Origin of the sequence: Rhizobium mongolense USDA 1844 (assembly GCF_000419765.1) — a bacterium.
GTDB classification, from domain to species: Bacteria; Pseudomonadota; Alphaproteobacteria; order Rhizobiales; family Rhizobiaceae; genus Rhizobium; species Rhizobium mongolense.
The window spans coordinates 14710-33861 of record NZ_ATTQ01000012.1 but is presented as its reverse complement, the minus strand read 5'-3'; the positions used below and the strand labels follow the sequence as shown (position 1 = coordinate 33861).

Annotated in this window: 8 protein-coding genes; 3 read left to right on the top strand and 5 right to left on the bottom strand. The window is 56.3% G+C overall.

The window, feature by feature from the left end:
- The 3 genes from A3C3_RS0122540 to A3C3_RS38955 form a co-directional block, all read right to left on the bottom strand.
- Positions 1 to 7443, bottom strand: coding sequence for a type I polyketide synthase (locus A3C3_RS0122540; RefSeq protein ID WP_022716850.1), 7443 nt, complete (start codon positions 7441 to 7443; stop codon positions 1 to 3).
- A 223-nt stretch (positions 7444 to 7666) separates the two neighbouring features.
- Entirely contained in the window at positions 7667 to 8845 is a 1179-nt protein-coding gene (locus A3C3_RS0122535) for a polysaccharide biosynthesis/export family protein (protein ID WP_028739904.1), read from the bottom strand.
- A gap of 355 nt (positions 8846 to 9200) precedes the next feature.
- Positions 9201 to 11672, bottom strand: a complete 2472-nt coding sequence (locus A3C3_RS38955) for a capsular polysaccharide export protein, LipB/KpsS family (protein WP_167521958.1) — start codon at positions 11670 to 11672, stop codon at positions 9201 to 9203.
- A gap of 300 nt (positions 11673 to 11972) precedes the next feature.
- Here A3C3_RS38955 and A3C3_RS0122525 point away from each other — a divergent pair, with 300 nt between their 5' ends.
- The gene (locus A3C3_RS0122525) at positions 11973 to 12599 is read left to right on the top strand and encodes an FkbM family methyltransferase (protein WP_022716847.1); all 627 of its coding nucleotides are present in this window, start codon (positions 11973 to 11975) and stop codon (positions 12597 to 12599) included.
- A 71-nt stretch (positions 12600 to 12670) separates the two neighbouring features.
- On the opposite strand, the gene A3C3_RS38950 is transcribed toward A3C3_RS0122525, so the two are convergent.
- Entirely contained in the window at positions 12671 to 13933 is a 1263-nt protein-coding gene (locus A3C3_RS38950) for a capsular polysaccharide export protein, LipB/KpsS family (RefSeq protein WP_022716846.1), read from the bottom strand.
- A 782-nt stretch (positions 13934 to 14715) separates the two neighbouring features.
- Here A3C3_RS38950 and A3C3_RS0122515 point away from each other — a divergent pair.
- Entirely contained in the window at positions 14716 to 15753 is a 1038-nt protein-coding gene (locus A3C3_RS0122515; RefSeq protein ID WP_022716845.1) for a phytanoyl-CoA dioxygenase family protein, read from the top strand.
- Between the two features lie 124 nt (positions 15754 to 15877).
- Positions 15878 to 17770 (top strand): capsular polysaccharide export protein, LipB/KpsS family, encoded by a 1893-nt coding sequence (locus A3C3_RS0122510; protein WP_022716844.1) that lies wholly within the window; start codon positions 15878 to 15880, stop codon positions 17768 to 17770.
- A gap of 128 nt (positions 17771 to 17898) precedes the next feature.
- Here A3C3_RS0122510 and A3C3_RS0122505 read toward each other — a convergent pair whose 3' ends face one another.
- On the bottom strand, positions 17899 to 19110 hold the full coding sequence (locus tag A3C3_RS0122505) for a KpsE/RkpR family capsule polysaccharide export protein (RefSeq protein WP_145611981.1): 1212 nt from the start codon (positions 19108 to 19110) through the stop codon (positions 17899 to 17901).
- Between the last annotated feature and the right edge of the window lie 42 nt (positions 19111 to 19152).

Sequence of the window (19152 nt, the reverse complement as noted above, 5' to 3'; positions counted from 1 at the left end):
TCACATTGCCGCTTTCTGAACCGTGCCAGAATGACTCTGGATCAGCTGGCTGACAACCTGCTCGGCTTCGCCTGCTCCCTCGTTTCCACCGCTACGGCTGGCCACGCGCTCCCGGAGACGAGCCACAACATCGCCGATGGTCGTGCCATCGCTGATACCGCTCAGCGGTATGTCGAAACCGGTCTTCTGTTGGAAGCTCATGCCGAGTTCCATCGCCATCAGGCTGTCGAGCCCGATATCCTTCAGGACCTTTTCCGGTGTGATCCCATCTTCGGTGATACGCAGGATCGCTGCGATTTCGGCAGCGACCAGCTTATGGAGAAGGGCCTGCGCTTCATCTGCAGACTTGCCGGCGATCATCGCCTCGAGATCGATGGTTTCGTTGTCATTGGTCGCCTGGCTGCTTCCTGCCTGGCGCATGATCGTCTCGAAGAGCGACTTTCCGGCAATTGGAAGAAGCCGCGCCGCGCTCCAGTCGACCTCGGCGATCATGACGGTCGCACCCTCGATGCGGCCCTGATCGGCAAGCATGTAGCGCTCGACCTGCTCCAGTGCATCGCCCGCTTTCAAGGCCGACTTGCCGATGCGCTTCGAAAGCACCTCGTTCACCTCGGCGTTACGCGCCAGGTAGCCCTTGTCTGCAATCGCGCCGAAGCCGACCGCCAGACCGGCAAGTCCGGCTGCGCGGCGTTGGCGCGCCAGACCTTCGAGGTAGCCGTTGGCTGCGACATAGTTCGCCTGCCCTGGATTGCCGAGCATCGTCGTCGCGGACGAGAACAGCAGGAAGAGATCGAGGTCGTCATCTGCCGTCAACCGGTGGAGGATTTCCGCGCCCTTGACCTTGACGTCCACGACGGGCCGGTTGCGTTCTGCCGTGAGGTTCGAAAGCAGGGCATCGTCAAGCACCATGGCTGCATGGACGATGCCCTTCAGCGGCGCCTTGGTGCGCAATTCGCCAAGCAGGGCGGCGACCGCCTTCTCCTCAGTAATGTCGCAAGCATGCACACTTGCCGTGACGCCCTTCTTTGTCCATTCGGTGATCGCCTTGCGGGTCTCGTCGTCGGCAACGCCCTTGCGCGAACAAAGCGCGATCTTCCGGGCGCCCTTCGAAACCAGCCAGTTTGCAGTTGCAAGACCGAAGCCGCCGATGCCGCCTGCCACAAGGAAGATGCCATCGGAATCGAAATGAAGCGCCTTGCCGGGCGCCGGAAGAACTTTGTCCTTGCTGATGACCGGGGGACGGACGACGATCTTGCCGATGTGGCCGGCATTCTGCATGAGACGGAATGCGCTGCTGATCTCGTCAAAACCGAAAGCGCGATAGGGGATCGGTACGAGCTTTCCGGCGGAGAACAACTCTCCGATTTCGGTGAATATCCGCTTCGTGAGTTCCGGCACATTGACGAGCAGCTGGTCGGCATCGATGCCGAAATAGCTGATATTGCGGCGGAAAGGCCGGAGCCCGATCTTGCGGTCGGAATAATAGTCGCGCTTTCCAAGTTCAAGGAAGCGCCCGAACGGCTTCACGAGCTCCAGGCTACGCTCCATGGCTTCGGAGAAGAGCGAATTGAGAACGAGATCGACACCGGCACCATCGGTAACCCGGCGGATATCGGTCACGAAGTCCAGGGAGCGCGAATCGAAGACATGATCGGCGCCGAGCGTTTCCAGGAAACGACGCTTCTCGAGCGTTCCGGCGGTGGCAATGACCGTCGCGCCCTTCAGCTTTGCGATCTGCAGGGCAGCCAGGCCGACACCGCCTGCGGCACCATGGATCAGGATCGTCTCGCCGGGCTGAATGCGGCCGAGCTCGACCATGGCGTAATAGGCTGTGAGGAACGCGACCGGCACGGTTGCTGCGGCGACCGTATCCATCCGTTCGGGTAGCCTGGTGACACCATCCCGGCGAACCCTCACATGCGTCGAGAACGCGGCCGGGCCGATGCCCATCACCTTGTCGCCAGGCCTCAGATCACTGACGCCCATGCCTGTTTCGACAACACGTCCGGCAAACTCCATGCCGATCGTGGCGCCAGCAAAGCCGTCCTCCAGTGCTTCTTCGGGGAGCAGGCCCATCGCCCACATGACATCGCGGAAGTTGAGACCCGTTGCCTCGACGGCAACGACGATCTCGCCGTCGGCAGCAGACGGTACGTCACAAGCTTCCCAGGCAACACTGTCGAGGCGTCCGGCCGAATGCTGGCGGATCGTGGCAGCGGCATAACCGCCCGTCATCCGGCCAGAGGACGCTGAAGGCCCAGTAACAGCGCGCAGTTCACGGACCTCGCCGGTTGCCGCGTCGAGCATCCATTCACGGTTTGCCCCATGTGATGCGAAGATCGAATTCACGATGCCGGAAACACGCCGATCGCCGGGTTCCGCATCGAGCGTGTGGACGTCCAGGAATTCATACTCGTTCTGCAGGACGCGGGCAAAGGCCCAAAGCCCGGAGTTAGCGCCGTCGGTCCCATCACCGGAAAGCGGCGAGCCGCCGGGCGCGATGAGAAGAAGCTGCGGACGGCTGTTTGCGGCAGCCTCGCCGGACTGCATGTAGGCGGCAAGCGCTTCTGCAAAAGAAGCAAATGTGACGAGCCGATTTTGTGACAGCTTCGACGGGTCTTCCTTCGATGCGCGCTCGGCATAATAGACCGCACGCACCGGCTGGCCCGCGAATTTGGAGAAGGCTTCAACGTAAGCCGCCTTCGGCTCGCCCGCCGCAACGGATATTGTTGCGAGCCCCCCGAAGTCCGAGGCGTGGCTTGAGCCTTCGCCGATCACAAATAGCGGGCCATTCTCGGCCTCGGCGGCCAGTGGTTTTTCGCTTACCGCCTTCGGCTGCGCGATCAGCGAAACGAGCCTGCCTTCCGGATACTCGGCTTCATCGACCTTTGCGTCCGCAAATCCGAGCGAATGTGCAAGATCCTCAATCTGCCGGGCGGTTCCGAGCTTTCCGATCGGAAATTCCGGAGACTGGCTGCCTGCAAACCAGCCCTCCGACAGGCCGAATACGAAGTCGTTGAAAGCGGAAGGCGCACGGTCGGCAAGCACGAGCGTCGCACCGTGAGCTGCTGCCTTGCGCACGACAGCCTGGAGCGCCTCGTCGCTGGAAAGAAAATGCTGGCTCTGATCGCCGGCAGCGACGACCAGATCGGCCGAGGCCTGATCGTCGAGCTTATCGGGGTCTGCGACAATGATATGCGTACTGTCTTCGAAGGCGAGTTCCAGCGTACGCCTGATATTTTCACGCGGTTCGGCAATGACGAGCAAAGCGCCGTGTTCGGCTGCCGCCAGGGCAAGCTTGCGGCTGAAGGCGGCCGAGATCGACCCAACTTCCAGAATCCGACGGATACCGCCTTTCTTCGCCTTCAGCACACCATCGACCATGCCGCTTACGACGGAGAGGCGGTGCAAGCTCAAGGGCGAATGGACGAGAACATGCTCCAGCGTCGCTTCGCTGACCGACTTCGAAGACGCAATGTCGTTACCCTGCTTGAGGGCCGCGATTTTCTCGAGAGCGTCGCGATGCGCATCGTTGATGAGGACGGCTTCCGCGATGCGGCCGGCATCTTCACCATAAAGTTCCCGCAGAACCTCCTGGACCGGCGGCAGCGTGAATTCAGTCGCAACGGTCCATTTTCCATCATCGGAAGAGGCAATGCCCGCATCTTCAAGGCTGAAGAGGCAGCTGGTGAGGAAGGATCTGAATGCGGCATCGCCGGGAAGGCTGCCAATCGTAATCGAGCCATCCTTTGCCGCGAGCGCAAGCGCGATCTCGTGGCACGCGCGATAGACGGCGGCGTCGAGCAGAAGGGTTGCGTTATTCAGCGCAACGTCCGGGGCGCCAGCAATGACCGGAAGCGCATAGACCTCGGGTGTTGCGGCAAAAAGCGCGGACGGGACGCTCTCATAGTGAAACGCGACGGAATCCAGCGTATGGTGACGCCTCAGATACGTCCGGCGGAAGCGGCAATCGTCGAATGCCGCAACCTGCGTACCGGCATCGTCGAACATCCGGAAACGCACCTTGATCGAATTCTGGCTGAACCGCTCGATCCCGATCGTCGCCTTGACGACCGGGCGTTCAGAACGCCTGACGCGAACGGAGCCGAAGCGCACGGGGATATAGGGCGCGCCTGCCTGATCGCCGGACAGCTGATCGAATAATGCCACCAGACCGTGAAACGCTGCATCGACCGACATCGGATTCAGATTGTAGATCAGGTAAGGGTGTGCAGCCTTTTGCGCCGTCTTGAGATCGACCTCGATCAGACCGTGCCCGAATGCGACGGCCTTCGACAACAGCCTGAAATGCGGACCATATTGCAGACCAAAGCGCTCAGCTGTCTCATATGTCTTTTCGGCCGTCAGAACCGATTTGACTTCGCCGGCGACGGGGGCTGCGCGCTCGTCAGCCACAGCATCGATCGTCTTGCGTACCCGGGCTACGGCATGAACGGTCCAGTCGTCATTGCTCAGCCGTTCGCGCGAGCGGATTTCGATGTTGCCGGTTTCGGGAGAAAGGACCGTCGAAAGTTCGGCGATACGATCTTGCCGCAGTTCCAGCGGCCGGACGATCTCCAGATTTCCGAGTTCGACCTCGTCCGTATCATAATATTGCTGCGCGGCTGTTACGGCGATCTCGATAAAGCCGCTGCCAGGCATGATCGCCTTTGAATCCACGACATGCTCTGCAAGGTCTGGCAGTAGGTTGGCGTCGACATGGTTTTTCCAGCTCGATGCGTTTGGATCGGTTCGCCAGCCGAGCAGCGTATAAGGCACACGCTGATCGCGGCCGAAGATGTCGATCTCGTCGCTCGTCGGCTGCGGACGCAATTCGACTTTCTCGAACGGCAGCGGCGGAAGTTGAATGAAGGCGTTGCGACCGGCGGCGTTGCGTGAGCGAAGCGGCGATACGCCATGAGCCACAGCACGCGCGAAGGACTGCGCGACCGGATCGCGGCCGGTTCCGCCTTCTCGCGCAAGCGTCGGGATTACGGCCGCTTGATGAGAGATGTTCTTGGCGATGTCAGTCACATAGTTCGAAAGAATCGGGCGCGGCGAGATTTCGATGAAAAGGTTGCAACCCATTTCCATCGCGGCTTCGCAAGCGTCCTTGAACAGCACGGGATCGCGCACGTTACGCCACCAATAAGCCGTGTCCAGCGTCTGCCCATCAGCATGGCGGCCCGTGACGGTGGAAATGAACGTGCCGGTGCCGGCATCTGGCTCAAGATCCGGTAGATCGTCGAAGAATGCATCCCTCGCCCGATCGATGATCGGATGATGGAATGGATAATTAATATCGAGCACATGCGCCACGATCTGCGCCTTGCGGGCGGCGTCGCGGAAGGCTTGAACCTCGTCTGATGTGCCGGAAATCGTCACTGAATTCGGCGCGTTGATGGCTGCGATGCAGATATTGTCGAAGCCGTTCGCTTTTGCGAAAGCAAGCGCGGCATCCGCGCTCATGACGACCGCTGCCATCTTGCCTTCGCCGGCGAGCAGATCCTGATGCTGCGAGCGCTTGGCGACGATCGCCACAGCTTCTGCGGCCGTCAGCACCTTGGCGGCGTAGGCAGCGGCGATTTCGCCGACCGAATGGCCAAAAACCGCATCTGGCCTAAGGCCCTGCGCCGAAAGGCAGTCGGTTAATGCCGCCTGTACCGCAAACAGCATCGGCTGAGCGATCTTGGTGTCTGCAAGCCGCTCTGGAAGGTCTTTGGAAAAGAGCAGATCAGTCAGCTTTTCGCCGAGATAATATTCAAAAAGAGCGCTAAAGGACTGGAAGCATTGGCGGAAATGGGCGTTTTCGCGATAGGCGTCCACGCCCATGCCCGGCCATTGCGAGCCGTTTCCGGCGAAGACAAATGCAACCCGCACGCCTTGACCAGGAACCTCGCCATGCTCGCCAGCCGTCGGCTCACCTGCCAGATGAGCGCTGATTGCCGCCAGCACTCCGTCGCTATCTTTCGCTTTGACAGCAAAACGGTGGCGCAATGCCTCACGGTTCGCTGCCGCCGAAGCGACAAGCTGGCGCGCCTCCCGAGTATCGGCCTGCTCCAGACGCTGCTTATAGTCATCAAGCAGGCCCTCAAGCGCCGAGGCACTATGGGCGCTTGCCATGAAGATGACGCGATCACCCTTTGCTTGCGGTTCAGGCGGTGCGACGGGATCCGGATCGCTGATCACGACATGGGCGTTCGTGCCGCCAAAGCCGAACGAGTTTACGCCTGCAAAGCGCGGGGTTTTCGCAGGCATCAGCTCGATCGGAGAGGTGTTGACGCGAACGTTCAGATCCTCGAAATCGATGTCTTCGTTGGCCCGCTCGATATGAAGCGTTGCCGGCAGGAAATTGTTTTCAAGCGCAATGACGGCCTTTAGGAGACCGAAGAGGCCGGAGGCTGGTTCGGTATGACCGATATTCGATTTGATGGAGCCGATCGGAACTGGCGCTCGGCGGTTCTTTCCGATGACGCTGCCGATGGCCCAGACCTCAGCGGGATCGCCGACGCGCGTGCCCGTACCATGGCCCTCGATGAAGGCGATGCGATTTACATCGATATTGGCGCCTTCGTAAACCGACTTGAGAAGGGCAGCCTGCGCCTCCCGGGACGGCAGGGAAATGCCGTTAGTACGGCCTGAAGAATTGACGCCGGTTGCATGAAGGCGGGCGTAGCTGCGATCCCTTTCGCGCAGAGCCTTGTCTGTGCGGCGAAGCACAAGCACGACGCCCCCTTCGGCGCGCACATAGCCATGGCCATTCGTGTCATAGGCTCGGCACAGGCCTTCGGGCGACAGCATACGCGCCTGCGCAAAGCCGACGAAGGAAAGCGGATGCGCCAAAAGATTGATCCCGCCCACAATCGCGGTATCGATGTCCCCGCGATCAAGCGCGCGGACGGCCTGGTCGAGCGCCACCAGCGACGACGAACAGGCCGTATCGATCGTCATGCTTGGGCCGCGCAGCCCGAAGATATGCGAGATACGGTTCGAAACGATCGAAAGAGTGTTGCCCGTCATGAAATAAGGGCTGCCGGTCGCCGGATCCTCGACGGCCAGGTTGCCGTTATCGAGGCTGGATGCACCGACATAGACGCCCACTTGCTCGCCACTTAAGGAAGCTGCAGGAAGATTGGCGTCCTCAAGCGCACGCCAGACAAGGCTAAGCAATATCCGCTGCTGCGGATCCATCTGCATCGCTTCGCGCTGGGAAAGACCAAAAACAGCCGGATCGAAATGATAGACGTCAGTAAGAACGCCGGCGGCGAACGTGTAGGTCTTGCCTTGGATGCCTTGATGCGGGTGCCAGTAGCGGGCGAGCTGCCAGCGCTCGGCAGGGATTTCGCTGACGGTGCACTTTCCGTCCTCGAGAATTTGCCGCAGTTCATCCACTGAAGAAGCGCCTGGAGCAACGCTTGCGCGCCCAATAATCTCAATCGTCATGTTCACCCGGTGTCGTTATGGCAGTAGTCGGCAGAGGGCGGATATCAATGCCAGCTAAAGTTCACATCATAAAAGATACGGCTTGTCATCCGAAAAAATCGTATCTGCAGTTGTATTCCCATAACTTTCAATAACAACCGTAACCGTTTGTAAACAAAGGAAGGAGCGCCATCATTTCCTGATGGAGCCCCTTCCAAAAGCTACCGACAATCAGCAACTAGATCTAATTGTTCATGTTGTTGTAAATTCCAGCGCTCTGCGCGGCAATACCGACCGGTTGCCCGACAATTCCGAGGAACATACGAATATCGACGGTAGGATGGCGCGAGATGTAGATAACGTCGCGATTTTTGACCGGGAACGTCTGCCCAACAATCAGGCTATCCGGATGACTCATGTCGAAACGATAGACGATTGGATAGCGGCCGACGCTGTCCGGCGCCAATCCCTTGTTCAGCAACTCATGGAACCGCTTCGTGCCAAGCAGGCTCATGACGACATCAGGCTCTTCATAACGGAACAGGAAATATCCTTTTGCGTCCGTCGCCAAATCATTGCCGCCTCGACCAAGTGCGACCGCCTCAAGCAGATTGAGATCGTTCGCACCGAAATTGATGCGCGCATTGAGATTGGCGGCGCCGAGAATAGTGAAGGTACGCGGGTCCTTCGAGACGAAAATCCGGTCGCCGGGCTGGACGTAAATGTCTTCCGAGGGATTTTCGATGATCGACTTCAGAAGCGCCGTGCCGGTTTTCTTGCCGCGGACGAGCGTGACATAGGCTTCGTAGGGCTGTGCCTGTGAGCCCCCTGCCTTCGCAAGCACCTCGGTGATCTTTTCGCTGACGAGGCTCAGCGGCACCTGGGACGGCTTGCCGACCTCACCAGAAACCGTGACATTTCGGGATGCGGTGCTCACGCTCGTCACGATGACGTCCGGCTCGACGGCTTTGTTGGCCAGTGACGCAAGAATTGCCTTGCGGGCTTCTTCAAGAGTCTTGCCCTCAAACTGGACCGATCCAGCATAGGGAATTGCGGCCATACCATCTGGCTGCACTACAATATCGAGGTTCGTCTGTTTTGATTCCGTCGTCGAAAAGAGGCCGTCGCTGCCTGCTTCGAAAATCGTAACCTTCAGGTGATCCCCGACGCCAATGACCACGCGACCCACGCCACCGCCAATACCGAAGCGGCGATTGAGAGCAGTCGCCACATAGTTGGAAACGAGAGTGGCGGAGCGGCTGTCGACGTCGACGATATCGAAAACGGCGGCATTGCGGCGGCCGACTTCTGCGGCAGATCGCCCGGCATCCTTGTTAATTGTATCGGCAAGTGGCCCCTGCGAAGGCAACCCCTGGCAGCCCGCCAAGGCAAGGCAAATCAACAAAATACTCGATCGAACCAATTGATTTCCCTCGATATCGGCGAAGACATTGATCCTCGATGCCATCGCCGACCTATTTGCAAAAGACTCTAATTGGCACCTGCAAAGCACACTGGACGTCGCACAACAAGCCAATTAGCGGACCGCCCTCAAAAAAATCACAGCTGCGTTATCAATGCCATAGTGCAGTAAGGCACTGGCAATGCCGGATCAACTACATTGGAGAATTATCTTCAATTTGAGTTAAAGGCGCTTAAACGAGGGTCATGCCGCAAATCGGAGCGCAAATCGCACGGTGATCTGGCACACACAAGCGTCTGTCCCCGAAAGCCGCAGAGATCTTCTCCTCCCCTCTTGAGGGAGGCGACCACGATTCTTACGGCTCGGGAATATCAATAATGTTTGCCCCGATGACATAGCGCAACACTGGCGTGCGCATAACCATCAATCTCCGCCTCGCTCGCTTGTTCTTTGGGATGATCGAGCAGGCTTCCTCTTGCTGGGCGACAGCGGTTTTCTTGTCGCCAGCTCGGTAATTAGCTTCGGCGGCAAACCGTAGGAGCTTTGCTTTATCCTTTCCGACCTTGTGAGCTTCCGCAAAAAGCCGTGCGGCATCGTCGTAACGCTTGGAATGGAATGCCTTAGATGCGGCCTGCTTCAAGGACTTTTCATCGTTCCAATCAGCAGGGTCCGAACTGGGGGCGATGCGCGACGCTGCATAGCTTTTCCATGAGAACGGCGCTGTCTGCTTTAGCCTAGCCAAATTGTACGAATGTTCACGCCACCTGAATTTGGTGACCGTAATATCTTTATATCCATGTGACCGTCGTGTCTCGAATTCGCGGATCGCGTCAGTGGCGATAAACTCAGAATACCTGCGCTGGGTAAACCATGCGGCCAATCTCGTGCACATCTGCTCTGAAGGTTTCGGAACTCCACCTTCCTTGAAAGCCTTGACGCCTTCGGCAGCCGACGATGCCCGATGACCTATGTCCTCCATATTATAAAAGGCATTCCCAAGAGTGACGGTCGGCGTTCCTTGCAAAATCGAAAGAAGACCTACGCCGGAGTTATAGCAGAGCGTCACGTCGGCAAGATCGAGCAAGAAATGAATGTTGTCGGTCCGTTCGGCGATGATGACGTTGTCAGCCGAACGCAAGTTATCCGTCTTCGAAAGTGGGTGGGGCTTCACAACGAAGATGACATCCGGGTTCTGCTCTGTCACAGATGGCAAGCTGTCGACGAACTCCTGGTAACGCTGTTTGCCCTTAATAAACATCGTAACTGCCATATCGTCTTCAAGCTGAAGGGGGACTAAGCAAATACTTCTTCCATTAATTGCAGATAGAGCAGAATGCCGCGCAGCGGTTGTATCGTACGCGTCCATTGCCTCAAGCGACTTGGAACCGAGCCGGAGATCTCGCACGTAGTCCCGCGCCTCCACCAGTTCGGCTTCCGTGAAGGTTGATGCAACGAACTCATCCGGGCTAAAGCGATCGCTGTTATAGCAAACGTCATCATCATAATAGATTGTCGAAGGTAGCGCCCCGCGCTCAATGACGACAACGTTGCGATTAAGTTCCCGGGCCAGCATTACGATGCCACGAAATGAAGAGTGGCTCTTCATGTACGGATTGAAGATTGCGATATCGTCGATTTCGCCGTTGATCAACGCCTGCGTAGTGGCTTCGACAGTTGCGGGACGATCATCGAATACAGGGATTGTTTCATAGCCGGCAAGGCGGAGGGGGGTAAAATACCCCCACGTGTCGGAGTTTTTGCAGAGGCAAGCAATTTTCTTGTTCCGCGGGAGGTGGTCGATTTCAAGCAAACGGTGATGGTCGAAAAGAAATTTTCCGGTGGCCGCGGAAAATCTGTCCCGGCGCCAATCATTGTTTCCATACCAAGTTGGGTCCGTACCACGCGGGTGATGAAGATGGAAAACCTTCAGGCCAAGTCCCTCAGTGGGTTGGGACATTAGCTCAAACATTCTCCGAAAGCCAGAATATGAGCGCGCCCTGAAGAAGGCATCTTTCAACGGCCCATGTGAATCTTTCTGCGGTTCATTCGGTAGCGGCAGGTGGCCTGTGTGGATTGCGAGACGAAGGAGGAACTCGAAGTCTTCGGACCCGTGGCCTCTGAATGATTCGTCATAGCCCCCAACCATGTTGAACATATTTCGGTTGATCAGGAACACATTCGAGTATGGGGCGACAAACCGGCCGTCGGCAGCCGAGACTTCTGCGTAATTCAACTTGAAGGAAAGGTATCGCAGGAAGGATGATCGCTGCTCACGGTCGGCCAATCCCTCAAAAATCAGAGTATCGTCCTCGTCGAGGTGGAACGCTGGCAGATTGAGGACGATATCAACAACATTCCTCATATTGAGGGCGGAGGCATTCTGCGCCAATCGAGCGAACAAGTCGCGCTCGCCGACAAAATCTGGATCGCAGAAGAAAGCAAAGTTTGTTTCTACGAGGCCAAAAGAAGCGTTTCTGGCCTTCGCCAATGAGAAGACATGAAAGTCGTCGATAAAAAGGTATTTGTAGCCGCGATTTTGGCATATCTTCTTGATTATTGACGCGTATTCTGGTGCAGAACCAAAGTCAATTACGACAATACTGGGGCATGGAGCATAATAGCTCGCCATCATGTCGAGACGGTCAGCGAGCCAAGGATTCCCTTTGTGGAGCCGTATGCAGAACGTCATTGTGATGTCTGCAGTGCTAATGTCATCGAAGCTCGGCGCAAACACAACCCTTGCAGGTTCTGGACCGACCTTGACGGGACGCGCGCCAGCCGCGGAGTTTACTTTATCGACGAGTTTATCATGAGTTCCGGTATCCATGTGCGTCCCCGTGTAGGCCACCCGGTGAAGCATGGCCGCGTGAAAGCTGTCAAGTATGGTCTTCGGAAAACGTATCTCAGGTTGCCTTTGCAGAAACTTATGCCGTCACTAACGCCATCCTCACCTAATGTCGACTGGATGTTGCTTGTTAATGCCGCATATTAGAAGCGCGTTTTGACTTGCATATGGCCGAAAGCTGCATATTGATCGGTGCCAAAGTTAGGGGGAACGACGTTGCAAACAGTAGAGCATTTTGGCGTCAGGCTGAATTTGGATCCGGCCTATATGTCGGAAGGCATGATGAAAGTGATCCTCGATAAGAGGTACGAAGTCCAGGAAGCCCGGCAGATTAACAGGATCATTCAACAAGATGAGGTTGTTCTCGAGATTGGAGCTGGGATAGGATTTGTGTCCACGCTTCTAGTGAAGAATCCGCTCACCAAGAGAGTTGTATCGTACGAGGCGAATTCAACTCTCATTGCGGGTATTCAACGAACTGTTGAAGAGAACGTGGGCACCGATATCAAAAAATGGGAGATAAAAAATGCGGTGCTCGCAAATGGCCCGCAGGATCAAGCACAAGTGGATTTCTACGTCCATCGTGATTTTTGGGCGTCATCGCTGGTCCCAATGCCAGATGCCATAAGGGTTGATAAGATCAAAGTGCAAAGCTTCAACGCTGCTGTAACAGAATTGAAGCCTACCTTGATAGTTTGCGACATCGAAGGTGGGGAACTCGAGCTATTTCGGAACGCTGATCTCACGGGTGTCAAAAAGGTATACGTCGAAGTTCATCAAAGGAGGTTGGGGAGGCGCGGAATGAAATCTCTGTTTGAATGTTTCCACGCACGTGATTTCTCCTACGACCAGGCTCACTCAGAGGGCTCCGTTGTTCTCTTTTCGCATGTCGACAGAGATAAAAAATAGACGTTCGGCGATTTGAGACGGATTAAACCGGCGGGTCGTCGGCTCTGCAAACGAATGCGTATGCTCTCTCGTTAAGGTGCTCGGACACTCGGTTCATTCGGAAGGCGCCGGACGCGGCTGCCGCGAACGCTATTTGCCAGCGGCGTCTGGAGACTAACGTCATCTCCCACGGCCTTGGTAAGCGCATCCATGAGATGCACGTTGGAAAGGTCCTTGCCGAGAACGGTATACGCCGCTCTCATTTCAACTAGCAGTTCGATCGCTTGCTCGATGTCGATATACTCCTTGGCGACCGGGTCAAAATACTTCGGGTAGAGAACGTAGGCACCGGCAAAAAGCTGCTCGATCGTCAGTTTCCGCTTTCTTCTGTTCGTCGGCTGGCGATCATCGGTTAATCCCCATCCAGAATAAAAGGGACATCCCAACGTCGTGACTTTGAGCCCCCGCAAGAGCGCCTCAAAGCCCGAGAGAGATGTGATCGTATAAACGTGATCAATCGTCCGAAAGCTCTCAGAGAGGCTTATATTTTCCTCTAAGATCGTGCATATGTCACGAACCAAATTTGGATCCGACATGGGCTCTGCGGTTCCTTGAAGGACCTCTGGATGAGGCTTGTAAATGATTTGCGCTCCGGGATTCTCCTTATATGCAAGCCGGACTAGGTCATTGTTGGAATACTTTTCCCGTGATCCGTAGGCGATGGATGCATCGCGTTCCACCTGCCCGATCACGAGAATGCGTTTCCCTGCTTTAGGGCCGTAAAGCTCTTCGACCGCAACGTCGGCGCCTGAGTTATATTTGCTCAAGCCCGTGCTTAGAAGCTTTTCAATTAGCGCTTTTGCTCTCAGCTGCAGGTCGCCATCACCATCAAAATCATGGGTCGACAATATTGTTTCGAGATCCGTCGGGCCATTGGCATTGAAGTACATATCCTGCCGGTCAAATGCCAGGGAGATCGGCGGCGTCTCCAATGCTCCTAGCGACACCGATCGAATAAAACCGTCCTCGACATAGTGAAAGGGGATGTTGTTGCGCGCACAGAAGTTCTTCAGCTGAGGCAGGCCCTTATACTGCCACGCCATGACTTCGGCCCGCCGGTCACTCAAGATACGCCATTTCCAGTTGATATCGAATTCGATCGGCCAAAGCCCGGTCGGCGCAAAAACGATCTCCCTATCCGGAAACCAGTCATACATGAAGGTCTTCCAGGCCGCGAAGCCGAACAGAAAGAGAGGCGGATTACCTCGCTTCGGAAGCGGCCGGCTAACTATGCCGCCAATAACCCTGAACGGCGTTTTTGCTGCTTCAGCCAAGATCGTCGTTGCTTTAACCAATCGCCTATTCCGGTTTCAAATGTGCAGAATCGCTTCATAAATTGCGTTGCTTCTGCGGAAGCCTGAAAGCGGGTAACGCACTCGAGGCTCGATGGCAAGAATTCCCCGACAAATATGTCAACACGTCAAGCCGCGGGAAAACCTTGCCAGTCTGACGATGCGATCAGAATCAAGCGCCCGGCTGCAGAGACGCTTGTCGGACATCAAAGCGTAGTCTTCGACCGAGTATCGTCTTACGTCGTGCGTCGAGTTGCACGCGGTAAGCAACATGGAAAAAAGGGCTGCCTCGACAAGTCGCCTCATTCGCGGTTCCTATCTGCCGACGCGGAAAACCGCGCTATAAGGTCCGTTGCTTTGCAAGCCTCCACCCGACCGCCACCCGCAATGCACGGCAACCCATCGCCGGCCAAGAATCGGTGAATTGATCCCAACTCCAACCCCACAAAAATAGCCATTTGCTGCGGCGGTGGCGCATGAACGCTTGACTACAAGTCCCGCTTCGCACGGCCGTAGAAATGCCGAATTGCAAGGGCCAAAGCCAAATGCCGCAACGCGCCAACGGAAAAGCAGACCAGTGAGAAGCGTAACGATCCATCGTGCAAGCCCTCTACGACGCTCCCGCCCAATCCCACTGATCCAAAACAAACTTCCAATCGACCTGCAGCCACTCACTGTATCCCACGTGTCTCCTTTCGACAAATGAGGACAGTTCCATTCCGTTCTTGCTCTCGCGGCGAATCCGCGGCATTTATCGCGTAACTGGGAAAGCGGAAGGAGGGACAATGCCGAAGCAGAAGTGGTCACCGCTGAAGGTGCTGATGCTTCCTTTTTATGCGTTTCAGATCATCACCGGCGAAAAACGCTTCATTGAGAATCCGCTGCTTGGAAGCGAAAAGCTCAATCGGAAGGGTCTCCACATCTGGCGGGTCAAAACAGCCGCGAAAATTGTAGAGTCGCGACGCCGGCGCCTGCAGCATCTTATTCCTCAGAATGAGCGCACGTTCTTCGCCGAGAACGGCTATATCGAACGCCGCAATTTCCTAACGCCGGAAATGTTCGCGCAGCTGCGTTCCGAAGTCGAGGCTCTTCGCGCGCCGGCTCGCGAAATGACGCAAGGGAAAGCGGTCACGCGCCGGACGTCCCTCACTCCTGAGGTCCTGAAGGACTACCCGGCTATTCGCGCCCTGGTAGAGAGCAATGCTTGGAGCGACCCTCTCCGTTATGTCGGAGGCTTTAAGGCGGAGCCAGTCATTAGTATACAAACTATCTTTGGGACGGAGACCGAAGAGGGCAAAGGAAAAGATCCGCAAACTGATCTTCACATGGATACGTTCCACTCGACGGTGAAGGCCTGGTTTTTCCTCTATGATGTTCCCGAGGACGAAGGCCCCTTCACCTATGTTGCCGGCTCTCACAAACTGACCAAGCGGCGGCTCGCCTGGCACAAGAGAAAGAGCATTCTGGCATCCGTCCGCGGCGACAATGGTTCGTTCCGGATTCCAGAGAACCAGCTGCACCTTTTGCGTTTGCCTGAACCTACCAAGTTCGCCGTTCCCGCCAATACGCTGGTGGTCGGAGATACGTTTGGATTTCACGCCAGGGGAAAGTCGGTCCGGCCTTCCGTGCGCGTCGAAATCTATGCGTCGCAGCGACCCAATCCGTTCCTTCCCTTCGTTGGCCTTGACGCAGGATTCTTGCCTTTCGTGAAGGGCCGAAAGGAGGTTATCGGCTGGTTTATCGAGGATTGCCTCGTCCGGTTGGGACTAAGGCGGCAAATCTGGAAAGATATCGGTACGGCGGGGCCGCTCGATCCTCGGTGATGGCGGACGAGTTCTGTTGCAGTAAACACGACAACGGGTTACTGCCAAACGGTAAGATATTCGCGTTTCACGAGCGGACCGTGCGGCCGTCGTATCGCGACCGAGGCAGTTAGATCAAGATGCAATGAATTACCTGATCGACCGATTGGCGGAACGCGTTCAAGATTTGATCGAACGGAAGAGGTTCCTCAATGTCCTGAGCGTAACCTTTGCCGCCCTTGCCTTCATCGTGCGTTTTCTGCCGATGCCGGCACACCGCCGTCGTATCTGTGACGGCCGGATGTATATTGCCTGTCAGCAGAAGAACTTCGAAAAGGCAGCCAAAATCCTCGTTGATCTAAGCAAACGGGAGACACCGGGTGCGGATTCGATGCGGTTATTCCTCTACGAGGTTCTCGGGCACGTTGATCCTCGATACGCCGACGAGTTGGTGAAGACGCCCCGGTTCGATCGCAACCTCTTGCCGGTTATTGAAGCGGCGCTACTGCGCAGGAATGGAGACTATGAAGCAGCTCTCTCTGCCTTGGACTATATTGCAGAGTCATTTCCTGTGCGGATTCAGGTCGCCGAATTCAAGAGAAGTTTGTTGCTGGAGGAACGTAGGCACGAGGAGTTCGCCCTAGACGGTGTGGCGCGGCTCTCGCACGATCCCGATAAACCTCTCTTCCAGTTCGCGGCTTCGGTTGCGGCCGCAGCCGATAGTGCGGGCCGTAATGACATCCTCAGGTCTGTGATCGAGCGAATAGTTCGCGATCGCGATGCAATTCTCAATGACCAGAAGTTTCTTTCGAGGTTCGCTCAACAGGCGGTCGACGCTTCGATGTGGCTCTTAGATCTGGCAGGAGCAAAGCAGGTTATTGACGCGCTTCGCATCAGCGGAATGGAAAAAGCCGCAGTCCGGTTGGAACGCCGCCTCAGCCTAGATGCACTTGCGCCGATGTCCCAGCTTATCGAACTCGCGCATCAGGATATTCTCGCGCGAGTTGGACTAGGCCCGGCTATGAGTGAGACGCGCGATGCCGTTATCGTCATTCCGTCGGCAGCGTTGCGATCTAACAAGATCGACTATCCCGGTTTTCGCGCTGACCTCAGATTTGTTTTGCAAGCCATTGCAGACTGTCTCAACACGATGGGTCTGGACTATGGAGTGAAGGGACAGATTAAGCTGCATGGCGTTGAAGACTTACCTGTGCCCTTTTTCTCATATCACACGGTGTCTAGGCATCGAAATGGTCTTCACTTCAAGGAAACGGACCGCCCGTCACGCTTCAGCTTTGATGCCGGAGGTTACTCTGGATGGTCGGAGTTCTCGAGAAGAAGCCTGGCCGAACTGCCTCTTCACCAGGTGGATGCCACGGCCGCCGGCAGGTTCTTTCAACAGGATCAAGCGCAAACCATTTCCCGCAACGTGTCGAAATATGCTCAAAGTCCGCTTCACGCTACGGAGACTCTGCCCGCTCGGTTTGTTTTCATCGCTCTCCAAATGATGGGCGATTCCGTGCAGGACCTGGCGTATTGCAGCCCCATCGAAATGATGGAGGAAGTTGTCACGACGTGCGAAAGGATCGGCTACTCCGTTGTCGTCAAACGACATCCACTTTGTGGTTCGACAGCAATTGGAAAATACATCCGGGAAAACAAAGACGCTGGTCGGATCGTAGTGGCCACCGGCAGCATCCATACCATCATCGCCCAATCGGCTGCCGTATGCGTAATCAACTCCGGCGTGGGCGCCGAAGCGCTCCTGCACGAAAAGCCGGTATATGTCTTCGGCCGATCTGACTACATGGCCGCATGCTTCGTTTGCGAGCAGCGGGGCGACTTCGAGAAACAGTTCCAGCCTGGACGAACTGCTTCATCAGCCGAGGACCTTCGACGCTTCTGGTATTTGCTACGCAACGAATATGCGGTCGATTTGGGGGATACGGATAACGCCAAATCGGTTATTTGCGCCCGCGTCAAACAACATTTCTTGGACTTCCGGGAGAATGGAAGCGTAGCCGCAAAAGTGTCGTGACAAGCGCTTCCCGAGGCGGCATTTCCACAGCCTTCAACACCCACCGTTTTCCTCGACGCGGTGGACGACGAACCGCGAGACAACCACCGGCGGTTGAGACACCTCACGATTAACCCGCCAGAAGTCGGCTAATTCCGGTCCCGAATATTGTAATAGCCCATTACGGACACGCCCCAAGCAAAAAGACATCCGAGAAAGACCAGGGCAGACACCATAAGCCGGCTTGGATATTGTGCCTCTTCAGACAGAGTTGGCTGGATGAATGTCGCCAAATATCTCTGCTGATTATTGGCATCGATGCGCGCTTTCTCGAGGCTAGCAAGAGAGCCAGTGTAAGCCTTCTCGGCAAATTCCCGCTCGGTCTCGAGTTCCTCATATTGCCGAATCCGGTTTGCAACATCGCTGCCTCCGGCTCCACCTGCCGTCCCGCTACCGAAACGCTGTTTTTCCTGCGCCAACTGCTTTTCAAGACTGTCGATCTGGGTCGTTAGCACGCGCATGCGCGGTGAATCAGCTGCCATTCGCGTTCGAGCCGTCATCAAATCAGTGTGAAGCTGGGTTAGTTGCTGCTCGAGCGAAGCAACCAGTTGGCCAGCCAGCTTCGCCGCTTCTACCGGATCGGCCTCTTGAGAGACATCCCGGAAATTGCGCAGGGCGTTCCGCGCAGCAGATAGACGGCCTTCCGCCAGCGCCACCTCGTCCTGGGATGCTTTAAGAACACCATTTCTTGCCTTGAGCGAAAGATCGTTGATCAACCTTTCACTCTCACCGATGATAACCGATGCGATTTTTTGGGAGCTTTGTGGATCAAAGGCCTTCACCGTCAGGTTCAGAATGGACGAGGTGTGGTCGAAATCGACATGCACCATCTTTTTCCAATACTCGAGCCGCTCCTCAATCGGCAGGCCAGCCGCCATGCTGAAATAAAAGTCGGCGCCGTGGCGCGCAAAGGCGGCGTCGAGATCGACGGCCTTCTCGACGGCCTCGATCATCCGCTCGCTTTCGACATAGTCGAGCAGCATATAAGAGTCCGCCCCCGTCGTGCTGCCCCCGGTAGTCTGCGTAAACATGCCAAGGATATCACTACTCGCCTTGCCGTCGATGCTCCGCACCGCAAAGGCGGCCGAGCTGTGATATTGATCCGCTGCGACGAAGAACATGTAGAACGATGCAAGTGCGGTTGGAAGCGCGACGGCCAACGCGAAGCTGCCGGCGATAATTAGATGCCGCAGCTTCAGACGCCCGACCTTCAGCGATCCGAGCAGTTTTTTCTTCTTCGCTGGCTGTGCCTCGCGCCTTTCGGGGCGCACGTCGACCTTTCTAAGATTGTCGAGCACCATGATATTCGGCTTCTTCACGGGAGCCTGGAGATCTTCCGTCTT

Excerpts from the sequence above, each read along its gene's own strand:
- A3C3_RS0122510 (WP_022716844.1), top strand. The coding sequence starts at position 15,878 with ATGAATTACCTGATCGACCGATTGGCGGAACGCGTTCAAGATTTGATC.
- A3C3_RS0122540 (WP_022716850.1), bottom strand. The coding sequence starts at position 7,443 with ATGACGATTGAGATTATTGGGCGCGCAAGCGTTGCTCCAGGCGCTTCT.
- A3C3_RS38955 (WP_167521958.1), bottom strand. The coding sequence starts at position 11,672 with ATGGATACCGGAACTCATGATAAACTCGTCGATAAAGTAAACTCCGCG.
- A3C3_RS0122525 (WP_022716847.1), top strand. The coding sequence starts at position 11,973 with ATGAAAGTGATCCTCGATAAGAGGTACGAAGTCCAGGAAGCCCGGCAG.
- A3C3_RS0122505 (WP_145611981.1), bottom strand. The coding sequence starts at position 19,110 with ATGGTGCTCGACAATCTTAGAAAGGTCGACGTGCGCCCCGAAAGGCGC.
- A3C3_RS0122515 (WP_022716845.1), top strand. The coding sequence starts at position 14,716 with ATGCCGAAGCAGAAGTGGTCACCGCTGAAGGTGCTGATGCTTCCTTTT.